The sequence below is a fragment of the Pseudomonas moraviensis genome, assembly GCF_900105805.1.
Taxonomy (GTDB): Bacteria; Pseudomonadota; Gammaproteobacteria; order Pseudomonadales; family Pseudomonadaceae; genus Aquipseudomonas; species Aquipseudomonas moraviensis_A.
The window spans coordinates 326,915-340,051 of the sequence record NZ_LT629788.1 but is presented as its reverse complement, the minus strand read 5'-3'; the positions used below and the strand labels follow the sequence as shown (position 1 = coordinate 340,051).

The window sequence follows — 13,137 nt, the reverse complement described above, 5'->3', positions numbered from 1 at the left end:
CGCGAGCAGGCTCACTCCTACAGAGGAGCCATGGAGTTTCGCAGAGAACATTCAGGCATAAAAAACGGGAGACCTTGAGGGCCTCCCGTTTTTGTATTGCCGCCAACCGGTTATTTCGCCTTGTAGATAATCCCCGGGCTGCACTGAACCATCTGGTAATGATCCGGCAAACCGTTCAGCGCCTCAGACGCGCCAAGGAACAGATACCCGCCCGGCTTCAACGTGCTGTGAATGCGCAACAGGATGTCTTTCTTCACTTCGGCAGAAAAGTAGATCAACACATTGCGGCAGAACACGATGTCGAACTTGCCCAGCGCTGCGTAGCTGTCGAGCAGGTTGAACGAGCGGAATTCCACCCGGCTCTTGATCGGCGCCTTGACCACCCAGCGCCCCGGCCCTTTCGGGTCGAAATAGCGTTGCAGGCGTTCCGGCGACAGTCCGCGACCGATCGCCAGGCTGTCGTACTCGCCGGTCTTGCAATTGTTGAGCATCAGTCCCGACAGGTCAGTGGCAACGATCTGCACGCCCATCTTCAACTGGCCCAGGTTGCTGCGCTCGAACTCGTCGATCGACATCGACAGCGAGTACGGTTCCTGACCCGACGAGCAGGCCGCCGACCAGATCCGCAGACGCTGGTTGGGGCTGGCCTTGATCGCTTCCGGCAGTACCTTGTTCTTCAAGACTTCAAACGGATAGGTGTCACGAAACCACAGGGTTTCGTTGGTCGTCATGGCATCGACCACCTGCTCGCGCAAACCGCTGCGCGGCTGGGTCTGGATGCGCTGAACCAGCTCACCCAAAGACTTGATGCCTTGCTGCTCCATCAGTTTGTTGAGACGGCTCGAGACCAGATACTGCTTGTTTTCACCGAGCAGAATGCCACAGGCTTTTTCCAGGAAGACCCGGAACTGTTCGAAATCCAAATTACCCGTAGACAATGATGCCGCCTCTTAAATCGTGTTGAACGCCAGGGGCAGAAGGCCCTTAGCTGATATCTGCTGCTTTGATCCGGTCGACTACCCGGGACGCGAGGTCATCAGGACGGAATTTGGCCAGAAAGTCATCAGCACCGACTTTCTTGACCATCGCCTGGTTGAATACCCCCGACAACGAAGTATGCAGGATGATATGGAGCTTTTGCATGCGCGCGTCGCCGCGGATTTCCGCCGTCAGGGTGTACCCGTCCATCTCCGGCATCTCGATGTCGGAAATCATCATCAGGAACTCTTCTTCCGGCTTCTTGCCCTCGTCGACCAGCTTGCGCAGGTAATCCAGCGCCTGCTTGCCGTCGTTCAGCGCCACCACTTCGACACCGATGGTCTGCAGACAACGCGTGACCTGCTTGCGCGCCACCGACGAGTCATCGACTGTCAGCACCCGCAGCGACAGCGCTTTGGTCTGCGTCTCGACATCGACCACGCCCACCGAAATCGCTTCCGGCGTCGGCGCTACTTCGGCCAGCACCTTCTCGACGTCGATGATTTCGACTAACTGGTTGTCGACCCGAGTCACAGCGGTCAGGTAGTGATCGCGACCGGTGCCCTTGGGCGGCGGATGGATCTCTTCCCAGTTCATGTTGACGATGCGCTCCACCGAGCGGACCAGGAAACCCTGGGTCTTGGTGTTGTACTCCGTGATGATCACGAACGGACTGTTCTTGTCTTTCAACGCACCGGAGCCCGTTGCCATTGCCAGATCCAGGATCGGAATGGTCGCTCCCCGTATATTCGCTACCCCGCACACGACAGGACTGGATTTGGGCATCAAGGTCAGTGACGGGCATTGCAACACTTCCCGTACCTTGAACACGTTGATCCCGTAGAGCTGCGGCCCGTCAAGACGGAACAACAGCAGCTCGAGGCGATTCTGCCCTACCAGTTGCGTGCGCTGGTTCACCGAATCCATTACACCAGCCATGCCCAGACTCCTACATCAACGCCAAGTGTTGTTGCGACGCACATTCATTGCTAAACGGCACGGCGCTTGCTTTTTAACTCGTATGAACGCTCAAACGACATTTTCCCGACGCCTGACATCTTCCCTTCGCAAAGGGCTTTGCGCGGTGTCCGCCGTTTGCTGCTTGCTTGCCGGCAGTCCTGCCAATGCTGATGCGGTTACCTTGCCTGATATGCTTATCGGCGTGACTCAGGGCTTTCTTGAATTCACCGTAGAAGACTATTTGGCTTCCAGTCAAACCGAAGGCCGCTACGAAATCGAAGTCAACCAGCTCGACCCGCGTATGCGCATGCCCATGTGCGACAAGGAATTGACAGCCACTCTGGAGAGCCCGGCCCGCCCGCTGGGCCGCGTTACGGTGAAGGTCCGATGCGAAGGCAGCTCGCCCTGGACGGTGTTCGTACCCGCTCAAGTCCGCCTGTTTCGCGAGATCGTCACGACCACTCGTCCGCTGAAACGCGCCGGCATCATCGAGCCGCAGGACGTGACGTTGCGCGAGCGCGATGTCAGCACGATCAACCAGGGTTTCCTGACCTCGGTCGATGAAGCGATCGGGCAGAAACTGACCCGACCAACGGTCGCCGATCAGGTCATCACACTGGTGCATCTGGAACAGGCCGAAGTGGTGCGCAAGGGCGATCAGGTGGTGATCACTGCGCGTAGCGGCACCCTTGCCGTACGCATGCCGGGGGAAGCCCTCTCCAATGGCGGCATGAAAGAACAGATTCGAGTAAAAAACCTTAATTCTCAAAGAGTTATCAAGGCGCAGGTGATTGCGCCGGGACAGGTCGAAGTGGCCATGTAAAAGCCCTGTGGAGAAAACTGGCGCCGATCCCGTCGCTTCCCTAAACTGTGCCGCAGCAGGTCTCGCAACGGCGCATGCAAGCTTATGGTTGATTGGGCCTAAAGTTTTTCAGGGGATAGCCGAAAACATGGCAAGCGTCCAAATTCCCAGAGGTTTTTTATCATGGTTATCGATTTCAACCGATTGAACAGTTCCTCGTCACTTACCGGCAGTACACGTACCAGCAACGCCAAGGAAAGCGCTGAAAACAGCCCTTCCGCGCCGCTGAATACCCAGGCCGAACCGGCCAGTGCCGCCAAAAGCGGGGAATCGGTACACCTCAGCAATGAGGCTCAACAGTTGCAGAAGGTCACTGACAAGCTGCGCGATCAACCTGCTGTCGACAAAGCCCGCGTGGCCGAGTTGAAAGCCGCGATTGCCGATGGCAGCTATAAAGTCGACAGCAACCGTGTAGCCAGCAAACTGCTCAACTTCGAAGCCCAGCGCTAGGCTTTTGCCGGCGCCAGGCTTTTGGACGCTTAAACCCCAAGGCCAGCCATGCACGACACTAACTTATTGCAACTGATCAACGACGACTTTGCTCCAGCGCAACAATTGCTGGAGTTATTGCAAACCGAATCCCTCGCTTTGCACGGTCGTGACATGCCGCTGCTGGAAGAAATTCTGGCAACCAAGCAGGCGTTGATCATTTTGCTTGAACAGCATGGCCGCAAGCGCAGCGAAATCCTCGCCAGCCTCAACCTGCCGACCGACCGCAGCGGCCTTGAGCAACTGGCCAGCCAGTCGAGCATTGGCGACCAGTTGCTGGCCCAGGGCGATGCCCTGACCGCGCTGATCGCACAATGTCAGGACGCCAACACCAAGAACGGCCGGTCAATCCAGATCCAGCAGGCGACCACGGCCAATCAGCTGAAGATCCTCACCGGCGGTGAGCCGCCAGCGCTTTACGACGCCAGCGGGACCTTTGCCAAACCGGTCAAGCCGCGAACGCTCAGCCAGGCATGAGCCATTCGGTGGCCCTGCACTATCCACTCGTGCAACATGCTGGCAAAATACTGGCCAGTCGTAGTCTTATTTTGTCTGGAGATTGAAGAACCGTGTCCAACACCCTAAGCGCGGATGATGCTCCGCAGCCTCCGAAGGTGCTCACCACGCCACTGGAAATCTCCAGCAACCTGCGCCAGCTGCAAGACAGCCATGACCCGCTGATCATCACCTTCCATGAACGCAGCCAGCGCTTCCAGAGTTACCTGATCAAGGTCGACCGTGAAACCGCGACGATTGCGCTGGACGAAATGATCCCCCGCGATGGCGAGCGTTTCCTGCAAGCGGGCGAGCCGTTCAAGGTCGAAGGCTTTCATGACGGCGTACGCATCGCCTGGGAATGCAACGGCACGCTGAATATAGAAGAATCCGACGGCGACCGTTTCTACACCGGCGACCTGCCGAGCGAAGTGGTCTATCACCAGCGCCGCAACGCCTTCCGCGCTGCGTTGAAACTCACTGACCTGGTCAGCGTTGAACTGGGTGGCGAAAAGCTGAAGTCGCCTCTGCACGGCAAGCTGCTGGATATCTCCGCCACCGGTTGCAAGTTCCGCTTCGAGGGCGACATCACTGACCGTCTGCAACTGGGCCAGGTCTACGATCGCCTGATCGCCCCGCCGCTGTTCGGCAACCAGCCAACGTCGGTCGAGCTGCGCTATCTGCACTTCGAAGAAAAACTCAACATCACCTTCGCCGGTCTGCGCTTCCACAACATCAGTGGTCAGGCTGCACGTAACGTTGAACGTTTTGTCTACCAGTTGCAGCGTGAAGCAAGACGTTTCGACAAAGACGACCTCTGAGTCGCAGCGACAAATAAAAAGGGCAGTCCCGCACAGGACTGCCCTTTTTTTATGCCTTCAAAGCTTCTGTGACGAGGGAGCTTGCTCCCGCTGGACCGCGCAGCAGGCCCTGCCTTCAAACAAAGAAAGGAGCGCTTTGCGCCCCTGCGGGAGCAAGCTCCCTCGCCACAGTTAGCGCGTGATATCTCAGGGTCTGCCGCCGCTGATATCCGTCGCAGGTGTGTCATGTTCATCGGCGGAATCGGTTTCGACGCCTGCCTCCGGCTGGGCGACCGGTTCCGGCTCAGAAGAGGCCGGCGCCGGATCCTGGACCATCTGCTCCTGCACCACCTGCTCATCGACACGCGGGTCAAGTGCCGCCACCAGTGGCGAGCTCGACATGCTGTCCGGCATTGCCACGTGATGCAGCGGCGCGTCGTCGACCTGATGCAGATTGGTGACCGCTTTCGGGCGAATCCGCCAGACCAGCACCAGCGCAAAGAAGCTGAAAAAGGCATACAGGCTCTGGCTGCCGAGAAACTTCATCAGCACACCGGCAAGCAGCGGCCCGATGCTCGCGCCGACGCCGTAGGTCACCAGCAGCATGGCGGTCAGTGACACGCGGCGATCGCCTTCGACGTGGTCGTTGGAGAACGCCACCGCCAGCGGATACAGGCAGAACTGCACCAGCGAACAGAAGAAGCCGACCACGAACAGCACCTCCAGCGGCACCTGCGGCAAGATCGCCAATGGCAATGCCGCCACCGCGAGAAACCCGGCAAAGCAGCGAATCAGCAGCGCGCGGTCGTAGCGGTCGGACAACCAGCCCAACGGCCACTGCACCAGCAAACCGGCAAAGATGCAGCTACCCATGAACAGACCGACCTGCTCGGTCGTCAGCCCCTGTTGCGAGGCGTACAGCGGCGCAAGACCATAAAACGAACCGATGATCAGACCCGCACCGAGCACTGTACTCAGCGATTGCGGCACGCGTTTGATAAAGAAGCGCGGCTCCATCGGCGCCGGATGCAGCGGCGCCGGATGGATCCGCTGGGTCAGGGTCACCGGTACCAGACACAGGGCAAAGCACAGCGCCACCAGCATCAGCAGTTCCAGCCCCAGGCCGGGGTGCATGACCAGAATCAGTTGGCCGAGCACCAGGCCCAGATACGACGCGATCATGTAACCGCTGAACACCAGCCCGCGCTGATTGGCGTCGGCCTGTTCGTTGAGCCAGCTCTCGATGACCATGTACTGACACATCATGCCCAGACCGACGATCGTCCGCAGCACTATCCACGCCGGCAGCCAATCTACCAGGCCATGGCCGAGCACCGCCGCGCCGACGATCCCGGCACACGCCGAGTACGCACGGATATGCCCGACCCGGGCGATCAGGCGATGGCCGATCTTGCCGCCCAGCACCAGACCGAAATAGTTGGCCGCCATCAGCGCACCGACCCACAGACCGTCGACATTGTCGGCGGCCAGACGCAAAGCCAGATAAGTAGAGAGAAGGCCTGAGCCGATCAACATCATCAGCGAGGCGAGATACAGCGCTCGAAAGGATTTCCAGATTTGGCGCATCGGCGTTCCGAGCGGCTCCTTGCAGTAAGTACCGGGCTATCGCAACGATAGCCCGGTGGCGGCGAAACGTCAGGCCTGGGCGGCCAGCACACGGCGCTCCCAGGGAGTGATTTCATCAAAGAAGCTGGTCAACTCCATGGTCTTCGAAGCGATGTAGCCTTCGATGAACTCCGCTCCGAACAGTTCCCTGGCCAACTGGCTACGTTTCAGACGTTCAAGCGCGGCGTGCAAGGTACATGGCAAGGCGAGGTTATCCGGCACGGCGAATTCGCCCTGAATCGCCGCGCTCGGCTCCAGCTCCTGTTCGATGCCGTGCAAACCCGCGGCCAGACTAGCGGCGATGGCCAGATACGGATTCGCGTCGGCGCCCGGCAGACGATTTTCGACCCGACGTGCGGCCGGCGAGCTGGCGGGAATACGCAAGCCGGCGGCGCGATTGTCATGGGACCAACAGGCATTGTTCGGCGACGCGTACGGATGACACAGGCGCTGATAGGAATTCACGTTGGGCGCGAACAGTGCGGTGAAATCGGCAAGGCCGGCCTGCTGCCCACCAATGAAGTGGCGGAACATCGCCGTCGGCTCGCCGTTCGAGTCGGTGAAGACATTCTTGCCGCTTTCGATGCCGACGATGCTCTGGTGAATGTGCATCGAACTGCCCGGCGTGTGCGCCAGCGGCTTGGCCATGCACACCACGCTCAGGCCATGCTTGAGCGCGACTTCCTTGAGCAGGTGCTTGAACAGGAACGTCTGATCGGCCAGCAGCAGCGGATCGCCGTGCAGGAGGTTGATTTCGAACTGGCTGACGCCCATCTCATGCATGAAGGTGTCGCGTGGCAGGCCGAGGGCCGCCATGCATTTATACACTTCGCTGAAGAATGGCCGCAGACCATTATTGGAGCTGACGCTGAAGGCCGACTGGCCATCTTCGCGACGGCCATCGAGGCCTACCGGCGGACGGAACGGCTGGGTCGGATCGGTATTCGGTGCGAAGACAAAGAATTCCAGCTCGGTCGCCACCACCGGCGCCAGACCGTGCGCGGCATAACGGGCAATGACCACTTTCAACTGGCCACGGGTCGAGAGGCTGGAGCTCTCCCCGCTCAGTTCGTCGGCGTCGCAAATCGCCATGGCGCGGGGCTCGTCGCTCCAGGGCAAACGATGGATCTGCGCCGGATCGGCGACCAGCGCCAGATCGCCGTCATCGCTGCCGTAAAACCGCGCCGGCGGATAACCGCCCATGATGCATTGCAGCAGCACACCCCGCGCCAGCTGCAAACGCCGCCCTTCGAGGAAACCCTCGGCGGTCATCACCTTGCCCCGTGGCACACCGTTCAGATCCGGGGTGACACATTCAATCTCATCAATGCCGGTCAATCGCTGCGCGAGTGAACCCTGGCCATCGGTTGTCATGACGCAATCCTTGTTATTGTGCGAGCCGCGAACGGCGACCCGGACAAAATAGGCTGCGCCTGTTCGGAATATCAAGCAGCGTCCACAAAAATCCCGGATCTTGCGTAGGAGCTGACGAGTGCAACGAGGCTGCGATCTTTTGACTTTGATTTTTCAAGATCAAAAGATCGCAGCCTCGTTGCACTCGTCAGCTCCTACACGTCATGTCAGGGCAAGTAGAGGCTGAACACCCCGCCACCCAACGGCCCGCCATTGCTGATTTCGGTGCGCCCTTCGACACCATTGCGCTGATGCAGCGCCGCGATGCGATTGGCGAAATACAAACCCAGGCCGGTACTGCCGCTGCTGTGATTGATGCCCTGCACATAATCGGCCTGACGGTCGAGCATCTGCGCCGGGTAGCCGTCGCCATCGTCGTTGATACTCAGCACCAATTGCCCGGCTTCGTCGCTGACGGTAATCAGCAGCGACTCGCGGGCGTAACGGATCGCATTGTTGATGCAGTTGCCGAGCACCGAGGCGATCAGTTCGCGATCGAAGAAACCCAGCGGGCTCAGCGGATCGACTTCGTAGGTGGCGATGATGCCGCGACTGGCGAACACCTCTTGGTGCGCGGCCAGTTGCGCTTCGATGAAGTCGTCGAGTTCGTGATAGGCCGGCTGCAATGGCAACTGGTTGACGCCGAGTTTGTACAGCCCGAGCAACTGCACGAGCATGCCGTTGAGGTGGGCGAACTCGAAATCGATCACGCCCTGCTCCGAGCCGTCGCGCAGCTCTTTCGGCAAACGTGCGAGCCACTGGCTGTGCGCCTGCATCAACATCGCCAGGGAGTTCTTCATGTCGTGAACGGTGGAGGCAATCACCGTGGAAAAATCCAGCGCCGGATCAATTGGGTTCATTCGCCAAACGCCTTGCTTTTCAGCTTCTGATAACGCGCAAACCGCGCGTCGGTGTCGGGCATCAGGCCAACCAGTTTCAGGCAGGCCCGACATTCTTCCAGCTCCGCCGACGGCACACTGGTGTCGGTGCCGTGCAGCAGCGACTGGGCCAGGTTCAGCGCAATACTGATGTTTTTCGGTTGCAACTTGAGCGCCTTGCGGAACACCTCGCGGGCCTCGACCAGATTGCCGGTCTTGTACACGCGCACGCCCTGACGGTTGAGATCGGCCGCAGCGTTACTCGAGCTGAGGATGGTCGGATCGTCGGTGAGCTTGGCAATGTCTTTCATCACCGCCGGGTCATCGCCGTAGATCTCCGCGCAGCTCTTGAGCATCGAAGTGCCCGCCTCGGCCTGACCGAGCATCTGCAACTGCTTGGCCACCAGCAACGCCGCCTCGGGACTCATGAATTGCTCCATGCCATCGAGGCGCATCAACGCTTGTTCGGTAAGTTTGTCTGCGGTTTCGGCGTCGTTGAGCAACAGGCTGGTGGCCTTCATCAGCCGCGCACGAATTTGCAGGCCGGGATCGCTCGGGTTCTCTTTAGCCACAGCGCTGAGCGTCGTGTTGATTTCCAGCCGCGTGCGCGTGTCGAGGCCGCGATCACTGCCCTTGCTGATCAGGGCGTGCGCCAGACCGAGGTTGCTTTCCGGGTCCTTGAAACGCGACTGCGCGCCCTGCGCCACAGCCTGACGATAAGCGCGCGAGGCGGTTTCAAAATCCTCGTTGGCCATCGCCAGTTTGCCCAGCAGAGCCTGACGACGCACCGCCAGCGGCGACAAACGAATCGCCTCTTCCAGCACCCGCTGCGCGCCTTTGCTGTCGCCTTCGGCCACCAGCACATCGGCCATGCCGTCATACAGCGCTGGCATCATCGGGAAGACTTTCAGGGCTTTTTCATAAACTTCTTTGGCCTGCGTTACCTGCCCGCGCTTGAACAGCAACTTGCCCAATCCGGCGAAGGCCCAAGGCAACGGGCGGTCGGCGATGATGCCGTCGTAGAGTCGCTCCAGCGCTTCGTTCTGATTCATGTCGCGCAGCGCATCGGCACGGTAGCGCAGGCACAGCGGCGAATAGCGGATGTCCTGTTTGCACAGGGCAATACAGGCATTGAGCACCTCGACCGGCTTACCGCGATCGAGGGCCTGCAGAATCGGTTTGAGCAACGTTTTGCGTTGCTCCAGACGTTCAAGGCGCTGGGCCAGTCCGGAACGGTTGAACGGCTTGGTCAGGTAGGCATCCGGCTCGTGCTCCAGGGCACTGAGCACCATCGCCTGACTGGTCTCGGCAGTGACCATGACGAACACCGCTTCGTGGCTGATGAGCTTTTCCGACATCAGGTCTTCGAGCACCTGCTGGCCGTTCTTCTTGCCGTCGCCGAGGTGGAAGTCCTGAAGAATGAAATCGTAGGACTTCTGCGAACACATCTTCAGCGCCTGCTCGCCGGTGTCGGCAGTATCGACATCCTTGACACCGAGCTCACGCAACATCGAACGCACGGAACTGCGGAAATCGGAAAAATCATCGACGATCAGAAAGCTTTTTTGGTGATACGACGACATCGAGGATTTCCAGGCAATTGAAGAAAACGAACCGAGGCGATTTCAGGCGCGCAGATGATAGCTGGAGGCCATGCACCATCAAGCGATTTCGCGCGAGTGTGAACTCACCGTTCGGGTTATCGGCCAAAAGTGCCGGGGCCTGAGGGTGGTGCTTCAAGAATATTGCTTCGAGTATTACTCTGCGCGCCTGCTCAAGGATTTCCATAAGGACTGAATCGTGTACATCAAGGGACGCTACATCCTGTCAGCCTGTTTGCTTCTGTTTATCCAGCCAATCAGTGCGGCGGCAATGGACTGCACAAAAGCGGCGAACGACGCGGAAAACACCATTTGCGCGAATAAAGCGCTGCACGAGCTCGATGTGCAGATGGGCAGCCTGTATCGCCAACTGATGGCAACGGCCACAGCGACGCAAACTGAACTCAAGGGCACCCAGCGCGCCTGGCTGAAAACCCGCAATGCCTGCGCAGACGATGTCGCTTGCCTGGATGGCAGCTACCGCCAGCGCCTGCAAGCATTGCAGGCACAATGGACGCACGCCGCAATGTGGCAGCCGGACGCCGTGGATCTTCAGGCGATGAACGATCTGCAGGAAAGCATTCGCGCCGAGAGCAAAAGCCACCCGGAATTTGCGCTGGAACGCGCCTTGGCCGCGCGGGCTTTCGATTCTTCGCAGACATCGTTCGCGGGCGATCCAGTCGACAGCTACGGCGAGCAAACCAACTTCCCCAAGTCGCGCCCCAAAGGCGTGAGCGCGGATGAATGGAAAGCATTGAACGCCTCAAGCATCGACGGCGCCGCCGAAACCGGACGGACTTCCTACGCACTGCTGGATCTGGACAATGATGGCCAGCGCGACCTTATCGTCGACACATACGCAGGCGGCACCGGCCTGTTCACCTACGTGGAAACCTGGCGCCGGGCGGGCGAGCGGTTTGTCAAAAGATCGGTCGAGCCGGAAAGTTCGCTGTTCTACACCAACGACCGTGGCGCCAATCAGGCAATCAGCTGGATCAAGCTTCACGACAGGATTTATGCCGCCTACCGAAACAGCACCTACGGTGTCGACAACCTGTATCTGCTCAATCCGCTGAAGATCAACCGCCAGGTACCGACGGTGTCCGTGCGTTACGCTTACTCCCTGCAAGTGCCCACGATTCAACATAAAGAGGATGGCACCAGCACCTATGAGCTTGGCGCGGATCTGCACGCGGCACTTGAGCAATCCATCACTCAAGCGATGAAAGTCGCCCTAGGCTCGGCCGATCACGCGCCGCTTTGCCCAATTCCTCCCACGGGCGCCAGTGACGACGATTACTACAGCTACGGCCCGACGCACTACGCCATCGAGAAGATCACCGATCTGCCCGTGATGATCGAGGGCGAATGTCATATCGGCGCGCTGATCGACTGGTTCGGCAGCTACAGCGAGAAAACCGGCTTATCTGCTCAACTGGCCGTGCGCAAACCGGGGGTCGAGTCGAGTGGGACTGGTTACGAGGTCTATGGACGTCGGCATATCACCGACGTCAGCAGTACCCTCGGCAAAGTCGAACTGAACAGCGACTGATCGGCGGTAGCACCGCCCCGCGAAATCATCGCCACGGTCGCTAATGACAGGGTGCCAAAAGCACAGGCCGCGCAACGTAAAAGCCCCGTCGCACGGTTAAATGCGGCGGGGCTTTTCGGTGTTGAAGAGGTGGTGTCCCAGGCGGGGTTCGAACCTGCAACCTTCCCCTTAGGAGGGGGATGCTCTATCCAATTGAGCTACTGAGACACTGATTGACGCGGGCTGTATGCGGCGCGACAGACGGCGTGCATGTTAACGGCCAGCCCCTGTTTTGTCATGTCGTCCGTAGGGCTTTTTAAGTGTAGGCAAGCGCCCTGCAAGATTGCGGGAACTTTTACCGGGCAATTTGCACTACGCGAAAATGCGCTCATTGCAGATTGCAATCAGCGCATTCCTAAAAACCTTACCAAACCCTTGTTTTTAAAGGACTTATCAGCCGTTACACTGTTGGCACGGCGACTGCTATGCCTGTTCTATCAAAAAGAACAATTTGGAGCGTCGTGCCATGAACAGCACCCTCTTGCTTGCAAACGCAGCGGCTTTGGCTTTCTTGCTCGGATCGCATTTTTTCCCCAAGGCTGAGGTTGAGCAGCCAGTGGCGCAACGCATGCCGCATTACCTGCAGGTGCAGAAAGCACCGCAGTGGGCAGTGTTGAGTGATCGCAGCGACGCTTCTACGCACATGGTCAGCGAACCTGAGCAAGCCTCGGCGCCAACCACCGAACGTCTGGTTTTTTGAAATATCTTCAGGAGTACAACATGTCCAAATCGGCGACAGGATTTCTGATCCTCGCTTTACTGAGTGGCGTTACCCATCTGGCGCTGTTCGAGGAGACGGAAGTCACCTTGCCTCTGGTTGGCTGTGGCGTGTTTGCGGTGCTTTTCGTGCTGGCTCTGATCGCCGGGCGCAAGATCAAATTCGATCCGGTTCTGCGTTGAGCCGAATCAATTCCAGTAGCGCGGAAACAGCGTCAGCAAGGTCACCAGAATTGTCGATGTGATAAACGGGGCTGTCGCTGGATCTGCGGTCTTTGAACAGCGCATTGCGCGCCAGCCTGGCATCGATCTGCTCAGGGGTCTCCCGACCCCGCCTGAGCAGTCGCTGGCGCAGAACCTCGTCGTTGACCGTCAGCAGGATCGGCACGAGGGCCGGGTACAACTCCATCGCTTGGCGCAGGTTTGCTCTTGAACCATTGACCAAGACATGGCGCCCACCTCGCAACCATTGATCCATTTCAATGGGAATGCCGTAAGACAGGCCATTTGCTTGCCAGGCCAGAGAAAACGCCCCGGCCTGCTTTTGCCGATCGAACTCTTGCGGCGTCACGCCAATCGCATCCTCGCCGACGGACTCCGCTGATCGGGTGATCACCCGACGCATGATCTCGCAGTTCAACTCACGCAATGGCTCACGCGATGCGTCGATCAGGCTGTCCTTGCCCGAACCGGACGGTCCCATCAGGTAAAAAAGCTTGCCATCCAT

At 59.0% G+C, this 13,137-nt stretch carries 14 protein-coding genes and 1 tRNA gene; 7 read left to right on the top strand and 8 right to left on the bottom strand.

What is annotated here, in order from left to right:
- Positions 1 to 110: 110 nt before the first annotated feature.
- The gene (gene cheR, locus BLU71_RS01710; protein WP_016773612.1) at positions 111 to 938 is read right to left on the bottom strand and encodes a protein-glutamate O-methyltransferase CheR; all 828 of its coding nucleotides are present in this window, start codon (positions 936 to 938) and stop codon (positions 111 to 113) included.
- 46 nt (positions 939 to 984) lie between these two features.
- A complete protein-coding gene (locus BLU71_RS01705; RefSeq protein ID WP_016773611.1) occupies positions 985 to 1,917 on the bottom strand; it encodes a chemotaxis protein CheV in 933 nt (310 codons plus the stop codon).
- An 82-nt stretch (positions 1,918 to 1,999) separates the two neighbouring features.
- On the opposite strand from BLU71_RS01705, the gene flgA reads away from it, so the two are divergent.
- The 4 genes from flgA to BLU71_RS01685 all read left to right on the top strand — a co-directional run bounded on the left by flgA (position 2,000) and on the right by BLU71_RS01685 (position 4,605).
- Complete coding sequence (gene flgA, locus BLU71_RS01700; RefSeq protein WP_080902460.1) at positions 2,000 to 2,761, top strand: flagellar basal body P-ring formation chaperone FlgA; 762 nt, start codon at positions 2,000 to 2,002, stop codon at positions 2,759 to 2,761.
- Positions 2,762 to 2,923: 162 nt separating this feature from the next.
- Positions 2,924 to 3,250 (top strand): flagellar biosynthesis anti-sigma factor FlgM, encoded by a 327-nt coding sequence (gene flgM / locus BLU71_RS01695; protein ID WP_042607188.1) that lies wholly within the window; start codon positions 2,924 to 2,926, stop codon positions 3,248 to 3,250.
- 48 nt (positions 3,251 to 3,298) lie between these two features.
- Positions 3,299 to 3,766 carry a flagella synthesis protein FlgN gene (locus BLU71_RS01690; RefSeq protein WP_042607189.1) on the top strand — a complete coding sequence of 156 codons (468 nt, stop codon included), beginning with the start codon at positions 3,299 to 3,301 and terminating at the stop codon, positions 3,764 to 3,766.
- A 92-nt stretch (positions 3,767 to 3,858) separates the two neighbouring features.
- Positions 3,859 to 4,605 carry a flagellar brake protein gene (locus tag BLU71_RS01685; RefSeq protein WP_042607190.1) on the top strand — a complete coding sequence of 249 codons (747 nt, stop codon included), beginning with the start codon at positions 3,859 to 3,861 and terminating at the stop codon, positions 4,603 to 4,605.
- A 186-nt stretch (positions 4,606 to 4,791) separates the two neighbouring features.
- Here the strand turns inward: BLU71_RS01685 and BLU71_RS01680 are convergent, their stop codons facing one another.
- The 4 genes from BLU71_RS01680 to BLU71_RS01665 form a co-directional block, all read right to left on the bottom strand.
- Complete coding sequence (locus BLU71_RS01680) at positions 4,792 to 6,171, bottom strand: MFS transporter (RefSeq protein WP_083352178.1); 1,380 nt, start codon at positions 6,169 to 6,171, stop codon at positions 4,792 to 4,794.
- Positions 6,172 to 6,240: 69 nt separating this feature from the next.
- Positions 6,241 to 7,482, bottom strand: coding sequence for a glutamine synthetase family protein (locus BLU71_RS01675; RefSeq protein ID WP_173867385.1), 1,242 nt, complete (start codon positions 7,480 to 7,482; stop codon positions 6,241 to 6,243).
- A 308-nt stretch (positions 7,483 to 7,790) separates the two neighbouring features.
- A complete protein-coding gene (locus BLU71_RS01670) occupies positions 7,791 to 8,483 on the bottom strand; it encodes a sensor histidine kinase (protein ID WP_065616783.1) in 693 nt (230 codons plus the stop codon).
- Positions 8,480 to 10,084 (bottom strand): tetratricopeptide repeat-containing response regulator, encoded by a 1,605-nt coding sequence (locus tag BLU71_RS01665; RefSeq protein WP_042607193.1) that lies wholly within the window; start codon positions 10,082 to 10,084, stop codon positions 8,480 to 8,482. Before BLU71_RS01665 ends, BLU71_RS01670 begins: the two co-directional genes overlap by 4 nt.
- A gap of 217 nt (positions 10,085 to 10,301) precedes the next feature.
- On the opposite strand from BLU71_RS01665, the gene BLU71_RS01660 reads away from it, so the two are divergent.
- Positions 10,302 to 11,654 carry a lysozyme inhibitor LprI family protein gene (locus BLU71_RS01660; RefSeq protein ID WP_083352176.1) on the top strand — a complete coding sequence of 451 codons (1,353 nt, stop codon included), beginning with the start codon at positions 10,302 to 10,304 and terminating at the stop codon, positions 11,652 to 11,654.
- 130 nt (positions 11,655 to 11,784) lie between these two features.
- On the opposite strand, the gene BLU71_RS01655 is transcribed toward BLU71_RS01660, so the two are convergent.
- Positions 11,785 to 11,861, bottom strand: a tRNA-Arg gene (locus tag BLU71_RS01655).
- Positions 11,862 to 12,159: 298 nt separating this feature from the next.
- Between BLU71_RS01655 and BLU71_RS01650 the strand changes: the two genes are divergently transcribed.
- Both BLU71_RS01650 and BLU71_RS01645 read left to right on the top strand, forming a co-directional pair.
- Complete coding sequence (locus tag BLU71_RS01650; protein WP_042607195.1) at positions 12,160 to 12,393, top strand: hypothetical protein; 234 nt, start codon at positions 12,160 to 12,162, stop codon at positions 12,391 to 12,393.
- A 20-nt stretch (positions 12,394 to 12,413) separates the two neighbouring features.
- Positions 12,414 to 12,593 (top strand): PA3371 family protein, encoded by a 180-nt coding sequence (locus BLU71_RS01645; protein WP_016773599.1) that lies wholly within the window; start codon positions 12,414 to 12,416, stop codon positions 12,591 to 12,593.
- On the opposite strand, the gene phnN is transcribed toward BLU71_RS01645, so the two are convergent.
- Complete coding sequence (gene phnN, locus BLU71_RS01640; protein WP_064364865.1) at positions 12,568 to 13,137, bottom strand: phosphonate metabolism protein/1,5-bisphosphokinase (PRPP-forming) PhnN; 570 nt, start codon at positions 13,135 to 13,137, stop codon at positions 12,568 to 12,570. The two genes, BLU71_RS01645 and phnN, sit on opposite strands and share 26 nt — an antisense overlap.

Excerpts from the sequence above, each read along its gene's own strand:
- BLU71_RS01705 (WP_016773611.1), bottom strand. The coding sequence starts at position 1,917 with ATGGCTGGTGTAATGGATTCGGTGAACCAGCGCACGCAACTGGTAGGG.
- flgA (WP_080902460.1), top strand. The coding sequence starts at position 2,000 with ATGAACGCTCAAACGACATTTTCCCGACGCCTGACATCTTCCCTTCGC.
- flgM (WP_042607188.1), top strand. The coding sequence starts at position 2,924 with ATGGTTATCGATTTCAACCGATTGAACAGTTCCTCGTCACTTACCGGC.
- BLU71_RS01690 (WP_042607189.1), top strand. The coding sequence starts at position 3,299 with ATGCACGACACTAACTTATTGCAACTGATCAACGACGACTTTGCTCCA.
- BLU71_RS01680 (WP_083352178.1), bottom strand. The coding sequence starts at position 6,171 with ATGCGCCAAATCTGGAAATCCTTTCGAGCGCTGTATCTCGCCTCGCTG.
- BLU71_RS01675 (WP_173867385.1), bottom strand. The coding sequence starts at position 7,482 with ATGACCGCCGAGGGTTTCCTCGAAGGGCGGCGTTTGCAGCTGGCGCGG.
- BLU71_RS01670 (WP_065616783.1), bottom strand. The coding sequence starts at position 8,483 with ATGAACCCAATTGATCCGGCGCTGGATTTTTCCACGGTGATTGCCTCC.
- BLU71_RS01665 (WP_042607193.1), bottom strand. The coding sequence starts at position 10,084 with ATGTCGTCGTATCACCAAAAAAGCTTTCTGATCGTCGATGATTTTTCC.
- BLU71_RS01650 (WP_042607195.1), top strand. The coding sequence starts at position 12,160 with ATGAACAGCACCCTCTTGCTTGCAAACGCAGCGGCTTTGGCTTTCTTG.
- BLU71_RS01645 (WP_016773599.1), top strand. The coding sequence starts at position 12,414 with ATGTCCAAATCGGCGACAGGATTTCTGATCCTCGCTTTACTGAGTGGC.
- phnN (WP_064364865.1), bottom strand. The coding sequence starts at position 13,137 with ATGGATGGCAAGCTTTTTTACCTGATGGGACCGTCCGGTTCGGGCAAG.